Below are 14,763 nucleotides of genomic sequence, written 5' to 3' on the forward strand. Positions count from 1 at the left end.
TGCCTCCCAACTCCGTGGTCCCACTCATCGCACACTTATCCAGCCCTTTCGGGAGGAAACCCATGTCCGCACCAGTGCACACGCTCCTCAAATCACGCGGAAAACTCGCTTCATCCTTGCGTGCCGAGCAGGTGGCGGAAATCACCGAGTTATTCGATTTCCGGCGCGTGGGATATTCCCTCGATGCCCCTTTTTACACGGATCCGACGATTTTTGACATCGATATGAAAGCCATTTTTGGCCAGCACTGGATCTTCGCCGCCAGCATCGCCGAGCTCCCGGAGCCGGGCGACTACGTCACTGTCGACTACGGCCCCTTTTCCTTGATCGTGCTGCGCGACGACGACGGCGGCGTTAACGTTCTGCACAACGTGTGCCGCCATCGGGGTGCCCGCGTTCTGACCGAACCTGCGGGGACCACTGGCAACCTGGTATGCGGCTACCACTCATGGACTTACTCCCCCCGCGGCGATTTGGTTCATGCCTCGGCACCGGGGGAAACGAAGTTCGACAAGGGCTGCTTCGGCCTCAAGCGCGCCCACAACCGAGTGGTCGCCGGACTCATCTTCGTCTGCATTGCGGACGAACCGCCGACGGATTTCGACGAGACCGGAGAAATCTTCGAGCCCTACCTCGCACCCCACGATCTATCGAAGACGAAAATCGCCTACCAGCAGAACATCATCGAGGACGGCAACTGGAAGCTCGTCATGGAGAACAACCGGGAGTGCTATCACTGCGACGGCCACCCGGAACTCGCCTGCTCTCTCTTTCCCACCTGGGGCTTGACCGAGGGCCTGATCCCGCTCCATCTCGAGGAGGTGTGGGACCGCAACAAGCAAGCACAGTCCTCGCTCGAAGACCGCTGCCGCCGCTACGGCCTCCCCTATGAGGTCGTCGAGGAACTCGACACCCGCGTAGCGGGAATCCGCATCTCACGAGACGCGCTCGACGGTGACGGCGAATCGTTCTCGCCCGACGGGCACAGACTCTCTAAGAAGCTGCTCGGCGACTTGCGGGACTTCCGCCTTGGCCGCTGCTCGATGCACCTGCAGCCCAACAGCTGGTTCCATTTCCTTGGGGACCACGTCATCACGTTCGCCGTCTTCCCCGTCAATGAGCACCAGACACTGGTACGCACCACCTGGCTGGTGGCTGACGACGCCGTGGAAGGCGTCGATTACGACCTGAAGAAGCTCACTCACACCTGGAAGCAAACCAATCTGCAGGACAAGGCGTTCGTGGAGCTGTGCCAAAAGGGCGCCGGCAGCCCCGCCTACGAGCCTGGCCCGTACATGAAGAGCGAATACCAGGTCGAGGCGTTCATCAATTGGTACGTGCAGCGCGTGCAGGAACACTTGGCATGATTGAACTCGGTACCGTCACGGCGGCCCAGGAACCACAGCGTATTCGCGGCCTTGAGATGCCGTGGAACAGGGTGATGGGCAGCACCGACGGACCCGCGGGCGCCGCCCGCGCATTGGGGCCCTGGAATCCGCAGGAACTCATGGCCGAATGTGTCGAGACCGTTCCCGAGGGGGGCGGAATGATCACCTTCGTATTCCGCCGCTTCGACGGTGCGCCCTTGGCGTTTCGTCCGGGCCAGTACGTGAATGTCGCCTTTCCCGTGAACGGCGAGGACCAGGACGCGGTGGACCGCAGCTACTCGCTGTCCAGTTCGCCCACGAAGCCGTGGACGTTCAACATAACAGTCAAGTGCGACCCCAAGGGACAGGTGTCGCCGTGGGTGCACGCGAACGTCAAACCGGGCACCGTCCTCGAGATGCTCGGACCGGTCGGGGCGTTCCATCTGCCCGACGCCGACCGGAGGGCGCGATACCTCTTGCTGGCCGCCGGCGCCGGCATCACCCCGATCATGTCGATGGTGCGGACCATCCACTCCCTGCCCGGACAGGCCGACGTCGTGGTGCTCTACCACGGAGCGGCGGCCGGAGACTTCGCATTCGACCAAGAGTTGGCCTACATCGCCTCCGTGGACTCGCGCATTAAGATCTTCTACTCTCTGGGCGACCGCAGCAAACCGGAAGGGTGGGAAGGGCTCACCGGAAGGCTGACGGCGGCCATGCTCGACGAAGTGGCCCCCGATGCCAACGGCCGCCAGGTTTATGCTTGTGGCCCCGAAGGCTACCTGAACACAGCGACCGAGCTCCTCGAGAAGGTCGGTGTCGACGACACTTCCATACACATGGAATTCTTCTCGGGAGACCGCCAGACGATCCTTGAATATCAGGCGGAGGTCGCTCTTGCAGTCGACATTGCGGAGGAAATCGCCGAGGAAATCGCTGATTCCGCCGAGGACTATTACGAAAGCCAGCCCACAGCCTTCGGGCTCTACGAACCCGGCTACGACGGCGAGGGAACCCTGCCGGCCATTGGGCTACCGTTGGAGACCGTCGACCCGGACGCGGCCCTCGTAGCCCCTGACGGCAGTCCGGACCGGGGGAAGGAGGTCGCATACACCGATATCTCCAGCTTCGACACTGTCGGAACGGGAAGCCTCACCCTTTCCTTCATGCGCACCGGCATCAACGTGCGCATCGACCCCGCCGAACACATCCTCGGCGCTGCCCAACGTGCGGGCGTAAGGATCGGCGCGAACTGCAGAGAAGGCATGTGCGGCTCCTGCAAGGTCGTCAAGCTTTCCGGGGAGGTCGAGATGAACCACCAGGGCGGGATCCGGGCACGGGAAATCGATGCAGGCAAGTTTCTGCCCTGCTGCTCCACCGCTCGCACCGATTTGGTGATCGATGCCTAGCCGCCTCCAACTGCTCTAGGCCGGGACACCAATTCTCGGCGACGGCGTACTGGAGTAAAACGGCCATAGCGCACAGACTGCATTGTCGGCCCAGATACTTCCGCACCGAGGGAACGCGCTAAAACTCATCCTCAACTCATCCTCAACGCGGCCGGTGTCTCGGTCGGTGACCCGGGCGGACCTCGGGCGGCGACCTTCTCCGTCCAGAGTACGAGAGCGCCGTCGGCTCCCGGCGCGACGACCGACATCCCCTCCTGATCGGTGCACGCCGACAGTGTGCCGACCGACGCGAGAATAGTGAGCAGTTTGTTCGTGGGGTGACCGTAGGTGTTCTTCACCCCGACCGAGATCAGTCCGACGCGAGCACGAAGTTCCGCGTACAACTCGGGGCTCTGGTCGGCCGAACCGTGATGGGCCACCTTGACGACGTCGACCCGTCCCGGCGGTGACACGCGTCGGAGGGCGTCCTGTGCCTCTTGCCCCAGGTCGCCGAGGAAGATGGAACGGATGCCCCGCCCGTCGAACGTGATCGTGATACTTCCCGGGTTGCCAACCTGCATGGTCGTCGCTCCACGAATGGGCCAGAGGATGTTCCAGTGCAGGCCGCCGAGCGTGCCGGAATCGCCGCGCGCGGCCTGCCGGACGGTAGCCCCGCCCGCGGTGAGGCGCGCGTGCAGGCTCTCATCCTGGGCATTCTCGGGCACACCGACGAGGGCGGTGTCGACCCGGCCGATGACGGCGTCGACCCCGCCGATATGGTCGAGGTCGTAGTGGGTGAGCACGAGCAGGTTGATGCGGGTGATGCCCAGAGTGGCGAGGCAGGTACTCAACAGCTGGGGGTCTGGCCCAACGTCAATGAGACCGTAAGCGTCGCCGTCGCGCACGACCACGGCGTCGCCCTGGCCGATGTCACACGCCGCAATCTGCCAGTTCGCCGGAAACGACACCGCTCGGCCGATTTCGGTGCCGATCAACGACCCCGCGTAGCCACCCAGACCGACCACGAGCACGGCGAGCACTGCCACCGGCCAGCGCGCGGGTCGGGCGCCCGGCCCGCGCAGCACGACGACGAGGGTGAGCACGGTCCCGACGCCGAGCAGCAGCACCCCCCAAGCGCTGCCCGGCCAGGGCAATCGGTTACCCGGCAGGGTCGAAACCGCCTGAGCGACGGCGGCGATCCACGCCGAAGGAATCCAAGCCAGGGCGAGCAGCCCGGACGCCACCCCGGGCAGCACCGGCAAGGCCAGGCAGGCGATGAGCCCGATCACTGTCGCCACGGGCGCGGCCGGGCCAGCCAGAATATTTGCCGGAACCCCATAGAGCGGCAGGCTTGGACTCAGCAGAATCAGTACCGGCTGGCAGGCCAGCTGGGCCGCGAGTGGAATGGCGATGAGGGCGGCGAGGGCGGATGGCATCCACTGGCTGAGTACCCGGCATAGCGGACCGGCGATCACGAGTAGTCCGGCGGTCGCGAGCACCGAGAGCGCAAACCCATAGTTGCGCGCCAGCCACGGATCGCTCACCAGCAGGCCGATCACAACGAACAAAAGGGTTGGCACGCCCCGGCCCGGTCGTCCGGCCCCGATCGAGGCGAGGGTCACCGTGGCCATGACTGCCGAGCGCAGCACACTCGGCTCCGGTGTGACCAAAATGGTGAAGCCGAGCAACGTCAGTAGCGAGAGCACGATGCGCCAGGAGCGGCGCAGCCGGAGATAGCCGCCGAGCAGCATGATCGAGGCGATGACGATCGCACAATTGGCGCCAGATATAGTTATCTTTGGAGGTGGCTATGTTAGAACTGAGCGTTCGCGAGTATTTGAGAGTCTCGAAGGACCGGAAGCTTACGGGAAAAAGCCCCGATCAACAGCATGATGAGAACGTAGCATCAATCAAGCGTCAAGGCTGGAATTTACATCAGGAGCCGGCTTATCGCGACACCGACCGCAGCGCCAGTCGCTACGCAACGAAGGTCCGCGAGGACTTCAATCGACTGATCGACGATCTGGAGAACGACACGTTCGGGGCCGAGGTGCTGGCGATCTGGGAGTCAAGCCGCGGATCGCGTCGGGTCGGCGAATGGGTGGACTTGGTCGACCTATGCAAGGCGCGCAGCGTGCGAATCTGGGTAACGACGCATGGCCGGCTCTACGACCCAGCGAACGCCCGTGATCGGCGGAGCCTGCTCGAAGATGCCGTGGACGCTGAGTATGAATCTGAGAAGACGTCCGAGCGCATCCGCAGAGATGTGCGTGCTGCGGCTGAGAAGGGGAAACCACATGGTAAGAATGTCTACGGTTTCATACGTGTGTACGACGAGCAGACACGGGAACTGCTGCGGGTTGAAGAGCACCCCGCGCAGGCGCCGATCGTAAAAGAGGCCGCGCGCCGCGTATTAGATGGCGATACGTTCTATGCCATAGCGAAAGACTTCAACGAGCGCGGGATTGCACAGCGGCGTCCGACGCGTAAGGAACACCGCAAGAACTACGGCTGGACTCCCCCGGCAGTGAAGCAGATGCTCTCGATGCCGGCATACGCTGGAAAACGGCAGCATCAGGGTGAGATCGTCGGCGACGCCATGTGGCCAGCGCTTATCGACTTCGTGACATGGCAGAAACTTCAAATCGTCATGTCGCCCCCAGAGCACAAGCGGACGAACGACTGGCCCGCAAAGCATCTCTTGGCCGGGATTGCTCTGTGTGGAGTCTGTGGGGCACCGACACGCGTCGGTAAGCAGAACGCGGGGGCCAAGAAGCTGGACGATGAGGGCAATCCTCTGCCGAGGAAGACTTATCTCACCTATGTATGCTCAGGCGTGCCAGGGCGGCCGGGACCTGACGGCAAGAAGGGATTCCACGTCGCCATGCGCCAGGAGCACCTCGACACGGTGGTGACCGAGCTGGTGCTTACTCGGCTGGAGCGGCCGGACTTCCTGGCGATGGTCGGCGAGCGGGGCGAGGGCAACGACACTGACCGCCGGGCTGTGCTCGAGGAGATCGCCGGATACCACGCCTATCTGAACGAGGTACGCGCGGACGCCGCGGCCAAGCTGCGGTTCAATCTGCTGCTCGATCAAGAAGCCAGGATCGAGCCGATGATCAAGGCAGCACAGGCGAGGCTTGAGAAACTCTCGGAGATGGATCCGTTCGTGTTGACGCTATTGTCCGGCGGGGCTATCCGCTTGGAGTGGACGGATATGGAGCTCGCGAAGAAGCGGCGTCTGATCCGTGCAGTGATGGCACCAAGGATCAACCGCATCGGCAAGGGATGGGCGGGTCAAAAGGGCATCAACTACGAACGGGTCGAGCCCGGCTGGCGGTGAGCGGGGACGGCCCTGACGTGCTTGTGCCCTGCTCGGTCGGAATGACAGACCGACCGAGCAAGTCGTGGAAATACGCAGTGCCTGGCAAAGCTTCCTCGCTTCATCCTTTCGGCCCTGCTCAGTGTCTGTGGTGCAGGACTACGGAGCACGTTTACATCGGTTGCGGCGCAGCGCACGAAGCAGGCTCACGGGCTCGGGCGGCCTAGCGTAGCGCGGCGTAGCGCGGCGTAGCGCGGCGTAGCGCCACAGGATCGCTTACAGCTACGCTTTTCTCTCTGAAAGTGCCTATTTGTTAGGGCATTTTCCTAAATGTAGCTTTGTAGCGATGTAGCAGAAGAAACTTAACGTGAGCGATTTCTAAAGTCTCTGCCTCACCTGAACAGTAGAATTAGTTTCATCCCTGCTACTTCGCTACTTCGCTACATTGCCCCAACAGCATTGAGTTATAGACGAAAACGAGTAGCGGAAGCTCTGTACAGAAATCTACATTCGCTCCAGAAACGCTTCATCACAGAAATGCACTCTACGAATGCGCGAGCATTCCATGTGCTCCGGCTCAAAATTCTTCCTCTGCCGCCACGTTTATCGAAAGTCGCTTAAGTATTGTCCCCTCTTGTCACTCTTACCTGATATCGTTGTAGTACTTGGAACTATCCGAGCGCACAACTGGATATCTATATCATGATCGTCGGTAGGCGTCGTGACGAAAAATTAGTACGAACCTCCCTCGGGAGGTTGCGGGTCCCAGCATTTGGCTGGTGCAGGATCCAGAAAACTTGAGCCCCGAAGATGAAAGACCCCTCTCGGGGGGTGCGGGTCCCAGCATTTGGCTGGTGCAGGACCCAGATAATTAGAGCCCCACACATGAAAGACCCCCTCGGGGGTGCGGATGGCAGCACTTGGCTGGTGCGTTATCCAGAGTAGTTGAGCCCCTCAAAAAAAAGAGATTTGACGTTGTGCTCCTTCGTACTAGGAGCATTCAATGGCTATCGCATCATCCAACCTCATCGACCTTAATGCCGCGGTAAAGCACCGCCCGGACGGTCTCGGTCTCGGTCTCTCCACCCTCCGGCGGCACATCACCTCGGGGCGTCTTCCCGCAGTGAAGATTAAGGGCCGGGTCTACGTCAACCCCGAGGACCTTGACGCGTTCCTTGCCCCCCAACCGGTGGTGGTCGCTGACGCCACGCTGACGGAGTGGGCCGAGCGTATGGCCGCCAAGGCGCCAGCATTCCGGCCCGAGCAGCGCGACATCATAATGGCTGCATTCGCCTCGACTCTGCGAGGTGCATAAGCCGATGCCCGGAACAGAAAACCGCCCCACCGATGGTGAGGCGTTCTCAGAAGAGTTTCGCGGCTCTGAGATTATTGCTACTCCCCCTACTCCCCCAGCGCACTCGAGCTCGAAGCGCAATCCAGGTTCGCCGGCCCCGAAGGCTGAATTCATTCCTACCTCTAAGGAAACCCTCGTCGAGCAAGTCGTCAGCAAATACCTGCCCAGCATCCTCGACGACACAACTATTCGACTCGGTGGGATCCGTGACGCGCTGCTCCAGCGCGTTAATGGGGTAATTTCCCTAGAGAACAAGGGGCGCAAGGACTCGTACTCCTCGTCGCCAGTCATTGCCAAGGTCCAAACGCTCGATGAACTAACCGTGGCCCAGGTGTTGCTTGCCCGTCATCGCATCGTTGCCGTGGACCTGTCAGAAGGCCAGGCGGATGACATGACGCTGTTGGCAATGTACGTCGAGTCTGGCGATGACGAGGGCACATACACGACGTCAGAGGCCCGGATCAAAGCCCTCGCTAGCGAGCTGAAGCCCTCGATGACAAAGAGTGCGATCGATTCGCTCTTCGGACGTCTGAAGATCCATGCCCCTCAGGTTGTTCGTACGATCGAGCCACACCTGATCCCTGTAGCGAACGGTGTCTACGACCATGCCGAGAAAGTCCTCCGCCCATTCTCTTCGGACTGGGTATTCCTCTCGAAGCTCCCAACCGCCTACAACGCAAATGCTAAGAGCCCAGTCATCAATATGCCCGACAATGAGAAATGGGACGTCGAATCCTGGATCGCGAGCCTTAGCGACGACGAGGGCCTGCCGGAACTGCTCTGGGAGGTGATCAGCGCCGCTGTGCGGTCCTACGCACCGTGGGACAAAGCCATTTGGTTCGCTGCTGAGCGGGGAAACAATGGCAAAGGCACACTCGTGGAGATGCTGAGGAATCTCTTGGGAACAAAAGCATGCTCCGCTGTGAAGTTTGCCGACTTCGGTCACGAGTTCAAGATGGAGGCTCTTGTGCACGCTCGCGTGAACCTCGTCGACGAAAACGACGTAGGCGACTTCTTCGACCGGATCGCTGACTGGAAAGCAGCTGTCACCGGCGACGTATTCACCTTGAACCGCAAGTACAAGACACCCGTTGCGGTACGATTTCTCGGGATCGACATCCAGTGCTTCAACTCAAGCACCCCGCGTACAAAGGACAAGAGCGATTCGTTTTACCGCCGGCTTCTGATCGTGAAGTTCAACAAGTGGTTCGGTGGTGGTGCCGAGCGCAAGTACATCAAGCGTGACTTCCTCAAGCGTCCAGTGGTGCTGGAGTACGTCCTCAAACGCGCACTCGAGATGAAGCACACGAAGCTGTCGAATCCGAAGGCTTGCCAGGACGCAATGAACGATTACAGGGGCAACAACAACATGCTGCTGAGCTTTTGGGAAGAGTTCGAGCCCCAGCTCGCGTGGGATCTCGTGCCGTTCGGCTTTTTGCACGCCCTCTATTCCGAGTGGTTCCGTAGGACCAATCCGAGTGGAAAACCGGAGAGCCGCAACGCGCTAGTTGCGTTCCTGCGTGAGCACCTCGCCGGCTCGGCGGAGTGGGAGCACAAGGGCTCTGTTGCCGTGCGCCCCACGGAGCGCATGAGCGTGCCTGAGCTGCTGAGCACGGAGTACGGTCTAGTGGACTGGATGAACACCAGCTACACCGGAATTGACCCGCTGAAGAAGTCGATAGTCTCCCCGTTGAAGATCAACTACAAGGGTCTCGTACGCCGACATCCGGTCGCACTTGCTGAATCTGCTCCCATCGAAGAGGACAGCACCGACTAGCGGCTGTGCAGCCGCCGGGGATTTCATTCCAGCAATCACTTCAGCAAGTGCTTGTCGCCTGATTTCCCCGGCCCTATCCTCGGGTAGTCCCAGCCCGCCGAACGAGGTCTGTGGTTACTCCGCCTCGTGGGCTGATCGTCGCATTGTCAATGAACCATCCATCGTGAAAGGAACACACATGTCATACCCGAATGCTGGCGCTGATGATTATGATCCGGACGAAAGCTCGGCTAAAAGCTATGCCCGCGTTCTCACGCACGCACCCGTCCTCGGCGGGCCGAACGGGGAATTCGTCGAGGCAGGTCCGCAGGCAGCTCGGTCTATTGCGAATGCCATCGAACCGTTCATGCGCGGCATATTCCTCGACCGGGCAGGTGTCATTGATCGGCTCTTGCATGGCACACCACCTGTGCTGGATGGTAACTACAGCCCTTCTGCTCGCGCCCTGGCCATCGAAGAAGTGCACCGAATCGTGAACGTCTGCGACCTGTTGATGATCGTAAACAATTCGAAATCAGCCTGACGGCATGCGGACGTTTCATCGCGTCACCTCGTGCAGGTCCGCAGTCTCAACGCTCACGGCTGCAAACGGACAGATCCCGTCAGTCTTGAGTCCGTCGATGAAAACGGACTACTCTCACTGACCGTTGAATCGTCGAGGCCGAAATGAAATATCAGGCGTGTGCGGCAGTGAGTCGTGCCCGGCCCCGTCTCACCTGCCGGAGGTTGCTTCCGCGCGGTCGGCTCGGCTTCGCTGCTCGCGTGCCCCTGTGCGGACCTCTGTCAACTCTCCGCGGAGCTGGGTGAGTAGATGTTCCTGCGCCATTCGCAGGTCATTCACTCGCTGTTCGGCGTGAACTCTCTCCCGCTCGATGTCAGCGCGCGCTGCGTCGCGTTCCACGGTTACCGTGGCGAGGCTCCCACGGACAACGCCGGCTTCTTCTCTGATCGCATCACGATCGGTGCGAGTCTCCTAGAGTTGATGCCGAATTTTGTCCAAGTTGGACTCGGCATGCAACGCTCGAGCCGCCTCCTCGTCGAGCGCACGCTGGCGATCGCCCAATTCCTGCTGGCTGGCAGTCAGCGTGGCAACAAGTTGCTCTGCCAGATCGGACGCTTCCGACGCTGCTTCGTCTGCTTCTGCCTAAGCAGCTTCAGCCTGTCGCTGGCCCTGCTCGGCACGAATAGCCCGTGCTGACGCCGCAGCAACCCTTTCGGCGGCTTCGGCCGTCACAGACTCGATCTGGACCTCTGGCGCATCCGGGTCGGCCACGGTGTGCAGCTCCTTGACAAGAGCGTTCAACTGCAGGCTCAGGTGTTCGATCATTCCGGCGACCTGGCCGTGAAGTTGCCCCGCGCGCTGACGCGCGGCGTCGACGGGGCGTTTCTCGGCTTCGTCGCTCTGGCTTGAGTCACTGCCAAGCTGGCGGCGGGCCCTCCAGGCGGCACCCTTGTTGTGCGCCGGGTCGTCGCAAAACTGCGGCGGTTTACCGGTCCCGGCTTCCGGGCTGGCGACGGGGTTCTCGCACCCGGGGAACGCGCACGTGCGTTGGTCGATCTGCTGCAGTGGATCGCTCATAGCGTGGCCATAGCAGGATCAAACACGAAACGAAAGACTGAATACTAAATAGGAATTACGTAACTAAACTCGAATACTTCGAGTTAGTGCAACCACTCGAAGTATGCGTTGGCCTATTCCGACTTGGCGTGCCCTGGCGAGGCCTATGTCAGTACTCGCAACCCAGGGGTCTGCTCCTCTGGCTGTGTCCCCCCGAGCAACCTCCCCATAAACACGCGCGCTGAGCAGGTCGGCACGGCTATAGTCGGCGTCAAGAGCACTGAGGGCACGACCCACTCCCCGACCGAACCGTTCGTGCACTGGTGCGAGACTTGCGGCCGTGAAGAGGTGCTCAGCACACAGGACGCTTTTGATGCCGGGTGGGATTTCCCTTCCAGAATGGGAACCTTCGGCGTAATCTCGCCGCGCACGTGCCCGAGCTGCCCGATGACGAGCACTGTCTGGTGGGCCATAACGATGGAAAAGCGCAGCATGGACGACCTGACGCCTCGCCAGCTGAAGGTTTTTGGGCGGATCTTGGAAGAAGTTCCACCTGGCGCCGGCGGCATGCAGTAGTCATCTTGCCAGCCGTCGTTGCTGAAAAAAGAAAAGGGCCCGCAGCAACGAACCCTTTTTGATCTTCCCTCTTTTACTCCGAGGCGGAGGTCAGGATCAGTCTGACAAACTACCCGTTCGAGAGCAAGAGAACTACTCACGCGGCGTCGATTTGGCAATTCAACATCGGCGCCCCTGTGAAACTTCTCCCCGGGCTCGTCGACATCATCGAGGCCGTCACCCCGCGGTGGGGATGGCACAGCGTCGCCGGATTCATGGCGACGCCACAGTCGAGCCTGGTGGCGGAGGAGCGCAAAACACCCGTGGAATGACTTTGCGAAGACGGAGACGTCAACGCCGTCATTGAGATCGTGGAAAGTTCGGATTGGCGCTGAGCATTTTACGCCAGCACCTGACCGACAACTAGTCGATTGCGGTCGTCAGGTCATAGCGCACGGTCCCGCTCTTCCAATTCTGTAAATTCTTGAAGAGCCTCTGGTACCGATGAACGGTTCAGTTGTACTCGTAATCGAGAAGACTTCCTGCTGCACAATTGCAGCGAGGTCTCCAAGGCCCATTCGCACCGCTCGCAAGGCGACCAAAGCACCTCTAACATGCCATTTATGACTCATTCCGCGACCAACTCTGACAACGCTGACGGGCGCATCGACTCGCGTGCCTCAGAGGACGCCGTCCGGCGCCTCGCTGAAGCCGTGGCTGGATTAACAAACCGGCCCGGCTCGTTTATCGCAGCACTCACGGACATGCTCATGGCATTGACGCCCGTCGAAGCGAAGGATTGGCGCGGAGCATCTCGCGCCGGCAGTCGGCAGATCGCTTTGGGAGCCGTCGATGAGCAGTCGACCGTGACTGACCAGACGCACGACACCGTTCGCGCCGAACCACGCCAAATCGCGAGCGGTTTGATGCCATTGTTCTTGGAGCTGACCGGCGAGGAAACCTCCGATGAATGGGCACGGGGGGCGGGCCTGTACATACGGCACGTACGGAAGACCACGAAAGCTCGTCCATCTTTTTCTAAGCTTTTCAGGAAGCTCCTGTCCGAAAACGAAGCTTGGGTAACGGCGCCACAAAGTCAAAAATACTTCTTCAATCAGATCGTCGCGATTCACTGGCGCCGCAGTGGTTGGATCTGGTTCACACGCGATTCGTGCTCCTTGTCTGAGGGACCGGCGTCCAGGGCCTTCCGCCGCGATCAGAGAGCAAAGTCCAGTGCCTCACGATTCGTAGTGACCGAGCTGCGCGCGTTCCGGCTCGAGACGGAGCTGGAGGACCACCTGCGGGCGCATCCGTCGATTCTAGGACCGGATCTGCTGATCATCGGCAAACAGGTAGCGACGCCGTTCGGTATTCTCGATCTTCTCGCTATCGCTCCGACCGGGGTGATCCACAACATTGAGCTGAAGTTAGGCAGGACTGCTCCAGCGATCGTTGGCCAGGTGACCGACTACTTGTACTGGGTCCAGCAGCTCGACAGGGACGAGATAATCAGAATCGCCGCTCGCGGTTTGTTCGGCATCGACTTGGAAGCTGTTTTCCATGAGCGTTTTGGCCACCCTCTACCCGAGGTGGTCAACCAGACCCAGGTCCTCTCGATCATTGCAGCAGCTATCGACCTGCGAACTCAGCGCGGAATGATGGCAATCCGGCATCCCGGACTGTCGACCACAATGTTCCGCTACGTTATCCAGTCCGGCGCCGTCAGTCTGATCCCGTGCTGTCGTAATGGACAGGACCCGAAAGCCGCGCACGCCGTGCCGAGGCCCCAAACCCTACGCCAATCTGTGACAGCTCCGGTGTCGTATCTGACGACCGGCTTCAGGGTACCTGTAGATGACAACGTCCGAGAGTTCTGGCTGACTCACGCTCAACATTTCCCGCCCATCGTGCTCTTCAGCGTCATCTACGCGGAGTACAAGCACTGGGTTCGCGCACAAGCATCCGAAGAAGGGCTATTCGGCCGGCAGCTGGTTGCGATCGTTGCTGAGTCCGACGAGTGGGTTCACGTTTTTATCCCGACCGGGAGCACTATGAAATCGCTGGCGTCATTGAAGAGCCTGCCGGCGACTCGGACCAGCCCGGCCCCCGGTTACCAGACTGTGGCATACATGAAGAATCCGGTCTACCAGAAATCTGAAACGGCGTCCTCGTGAAGGCCTGCACCGCAGTGTGACCATGTGGCCAGCAAGAAAATGAAATCCGGAGAAGAAAATGCCCAATACGACCTGGCGCGACGAATGGCCGACCTTTCGAGTGAATCTGATTGACGAGACCGCCCGCTGCCTCGCCAACCAGCAAGCCGCTGTGACCAATGGTCAGCAGCCGGATTGGGTGTCGCTCACGAGTGAGCAGCAAGCCAATTTGACGGAATACATCGTGCGTATTCTCCTCGCGCAAGAGCAGGCGATGGACAACCTGGTCAAGCGAGGTTTGGTCCCGTGAGCTAGTCGAAGCCAGGACGTTATCCGGTGAGGAAGTTCTCTAGATCAGCGCGGTGGACGACCACACCGTGCTCTGGACACACGTCCATGGTCTGGCCGCGCATCCACGCCTGAAACGTCGGGAACCGGTCACCAAGCAGTGCGTGGATCTCGGCCGATGTCGCGCCAAGCTCGCACGCTCCGCGTTTGCGTATAGCGACGTCGAGCGACGCGGCAAATCTCTCCATTGCTGCGACGTCGTCCAGAGTGATTCCAAGGGTCGGTGCCGGCTCGAACATCAGGTTTGGCACAGCGAAGATCGCGTTGTCGCCAAAGTTCGGCGAAGTGCGACCAATCGCCATCTCTTCGTCATCTGCCCAAATCCATGGCTGCCCGGTGGTCTCGACGCGCGCGCGGAGCGCCGTGCGTTTCCATTCCGCAGGCACAGCACCGCGCGATTGCGCGGGTCTCTTGGCCAGCACGAAACCGCCGGCTAACTTCCCTTCGAGCGCTTGCTCGACGAATGCCCGTACGTTTGGACCCCACGTCGTGAGCCAACCGAGTTCGACGTTGTTGGTTGCTACAAACGCATCTAAGGCGTCGATGACCTCCGGGTTTACGTCGACCCAGTACTTATCGCCGTGCGCTGTGCGTACGTGACGACGCTCGAATCCGTCGACTACAGGGGGCATAGCTTTCTCGAGAGACTGCCCGGTCCTGCGGTTTCGCTCCCATTGTTCGATGTCGATGATGTTGAGCACGCCGTCGATGTCCAGGGCTAACAGAATGCCGGTGCCAAGGAAGGAACCAGCCGGGAGCAGGGTTTCTTTGCGTTCGCTGTCCATGTCTGCCGATCTCTTGTTGGCGCATTCGCGACAGTTTAGTGCGGACCAGCGCCGTGCGGGTTGGTTGATAAAGTTATCAGCCGTACCGCGCGCTGATAACTTTATCAACCGTGGGCTGGTCTCCATATCAACCGGATCAGGCTGCATTTCGATGCC

General features: G+C 60.4%; 13 protein-coding genes. 10 read left to right on the top strand and 3 right to left on the bottom strand.

The annotated features are described in order from the left end of the window. Positions 1 to 62: 62 nt before the first annotated feature. Together CXY83_RS05445 and CXY83_RS05450 are read left to right on the top strand one after the other, a co-directional pair. Entirely contained in the window at positions 63 to 1,367 is a 1,305-nt protein-coding gene (locus CXY83_RS05445; RefSeq protein ID WP_104196366.1) for an SRPBCC family protein, read from the top strand. Further along, a complete protein-coding gene (locus CXY83_RS05450) occupies positions 1,364 to 2,776 on the top strand; it encodes a ferredoxin reductase (RefSeq protein ID WP_104196367.1) in 1,413 nt (470 codons plus the stop codon). Before CXY83_RS05445 ends, CXY83_RS05450 begins: the two co-directional genes overlap by 4 nt. 131 nt (positions 2,777 to 2,907) lie before the next feature. On the opposite strand, the gene CXY83_RS05455 is transcribed toward CXY83_RS05450, so the two are convergent. Then, positions 2,908 to 4,551, bottom strand: a complete 1,644-nt coding sequence (locus CXY83_RS05455; RefSeq protein WP_369831130.1) for a ComEC/Rec2 family competence protein — start codon at positions 4,549 to 4,551, stop codon at positions 2,908 to 2,910. 14 nt (positions 4,552 to 4,565) lie between these two features. Between CXY83_RS05455 and CXY83_RS05460 the strand changes: the two genes are divergently transcribed. The 5 genes from CXY83_RS05460 to CXY83_RS05480 all read left to right on the top strand — a co-directional run bounded on the left by CXY83_RS05460 (position 4,566) and on the right by CXY83_RS05480 (position 10,406). Next, positions 4,566 to 6,098 carry a recombinase family protein gene (locus CXY83_RS05460; protein ID WP_104196369.1) on the top strand — a complete coding sequence of 511 codons (1,533 nt, stop codon included), beginning with the start codon at positions 4,566 to 4,568 and terminating at the stop codon, positions 6,096 to 6,098. 982 nt (positions 6,099 to 7,080) lie between these two features. Then, a complete protein-coding gene (locus CXY83_RS05465; protein WP_104196370.1) occupies positions 7,081 to 7,392 on the top strand; it encodes a helix-turn-helix domain-containing protein in 312 nt (103 codons plus the stop codon). A gap of 430 nt (positions 7,393 to 7,822) precedes the next feature. Next, positions 7,823 to 9,208, top strand: coding sequence for a phage/plasmid primase, P4 family (locus CXY83_RS05470; RefSeq protein ID WP_158251843.1), 1,386 nt, complete (start codon positions 7,823 to 7,825; stop codon positions 9,206 to 9,208). A gap of 178 nt (positions 9,209 to 9,386) precedes the next feature. Next, on the top strand, positions 9,387 to 9,731 hold the full coding sequence (locus CXY83_RS05475) for a hypothetical protein (protein WP_104196372.1): 345 nt from the start codon (positions 9,387 to 9,389) through the stop codon (positions 9,729 to 9,731). 288 nt (positions 9,732 to 10,019) lie between these two features. Beyond that, entirely contained in the window at positions 10,020 to 10,406 is a 387-nt protein-coding gene (locus CXY83_RS05480; protein ID WP_104196373.1) for a hypothetical protein, read from the top strand. Here CXY83_RS05480 and CXY83_RS17350 read toward each other — a convergent pair. Continuing rightward, the gene (locus tag CXY83_RS17350) at positions 10,353 to 10,787 is read right to left on the bottom strand and encodes a hypothetical protein (protein WP_146069862.1); all 435 of its coding nucleotides are present in this window, start codon (positions 10,785 to 10,787) and stop codon (positions 10,353 to 10,355) included. The two genes, CXY83_RS05480 and CXY83_RS17350, sit on opposite strands and share 54 nt — an antisense overlap. Before the next feature lie 731 nt (positions 10,788 to 11,518). Here CXY83_RS17350 and CXY83_RS18330 point away from each other — a divergent pair. The 3 genes from CXY83_RS18330 (at position 11,519) to CXY83_RS05495 (ending at position 13,784) form a co-directional block, all read left to right on the top strand. Beyond that, entirely contained in the window at positions 11,519 to 11,653 is a 135-nt protein-coding gene (locus tag CXY83_RS18330; RefSeq protein ID WP_255408729.1) for a hypothetical protein, read from the top strand. 291 nt (positions 11,654 to 11,944) lie between these two features. Beyond that, on the top strand, positions 11,945 to 13,495 hold the full coding sequence (locus tag CXY83_RS05490) for a hypothetical protein (protein ID WP_146069863.1): 1,551 nt from the start codon (positions 11,945 to 11,947) through the stop codon (positions 13,493 to 13,495). A gap of 58 nt (positions 13,496 to 13,553) precedes the next feature. Continuing rightward, positions 13,554 to 13,784, top strand: coding sequence for a hypothetical protein (locus CXY83_RS05495; RefSeq protein WP_104196375.1), 231 nt, complete (start codon positions 13,554 to 13,556; stop codon positions 13,782 to 13,784). 19 nt (positions 13,785 to 13,803) lie between these two features. Here CXY83_RS05495 and CXY83_RS05500 read toward each other — a convergent pair whose 3' ends face one another. After that, positions 13,804 to 14,754: a hypothetical protein gene (locus CXY83_RS05500; protein ID WP_146069864.1), complete on the bottom strand. Its 951-nt coding sequence runs from the start codon at positions 14,752 to 14,754 to the stop codon at positions 13,804 to 13,806. Between the last annotated feature and the right edge of the window lie 9 nt (positions 14,755 to 14,763).

The organism is Cryobacterium sp. M15 (assembly GCF_002929675.1).
GTDB lineage: Bacteria > Actinomycetota > Actinomycetes > Actinomycetales > Microbacteriaceae > Cryobacterium > Cryobacterium lyxosi.

Excerpts from the sequence above, each read along its gene's own strand:
- CXY83_RS05445 (WP_104196366.1), top strand. The coding sequence starts at position 63 with ATGTCCGCACCAGTGCACACGCTCCTCAAATCACGCGGAAAACTCGCT.
- CXY83_RS05450 (WP_104196367.1), top strand. The coding sequence starts at position 1,364 with ATGATTGAACTCGGTACCGTCACGGCGGCCCAGGAACCACAGCGTATT.
- CXY83_RS05460 (WP_104196369.1), top strand. The coding sequence starts at position 4,566 with ATGTTAGAACTGAGCGTTCGCGAGTATTTGAGAGTCTCGAAGGACCGG.
- CXY83_RS05465 (WP_104196370.1), top strand. The coding sequence starts at position 7,081 with ATGGCTATCGCATCATCCAACCTCATCGACCTTAATGCCGCGGTAAAG.
- CXY83_RS05470 (WP_158251843.1), top strand. The coding sequence starts at position 7,823 with ATGACGCTGTTGGCAATGTACGTCGAGTCTGGCGATGACGAGGGCACA.
- CXY83_RS05475 (WP_104196372.1), top strand. The coding sequence starts at position 9,387 with ATGTCATACCCGAATGCTGGCGCTGATGATTATGATCCGGACGAAAGC.
- CXY83_RS05480 (WP_104196373.1), top strand. The coding sequence starts at position 10,020 with ATGTTCCTGCGCCATTCGCAGGTCATTCACTCGCTGTTCGGCGTGAAC.
- CXY83_RS17350 (WP_146069862.1), bottom strand. The coding sequence starts at position 10,787 with ATGAGCGATCCACTGCAGCAGATCGACCAACGCACGTGCGCGTTCCCC.
- CXY83_RS05490 (WP_146069863.1), top strand. The coding sequence starts at position 11,945 with ATGACTCATTCCGCGACCAACTCTGACAACGCTGACGGGCGCATCGAC.
- CXY83_RS05495 (WP_104196375.1), top strand. The coding sequence starts at position 13,554 with ATGCCCAATACGACCTGGCGCGACGAATGGCCGACCTTTCGAGTGAAT.
- CXY83_RS05500 (WP_146069864.1), bottom strand. The coding sequence starts at position 14,754 with ATGCAGCCTGATCCGGTTGATATGGAGACCAGCCCACGGTTGATAAAG.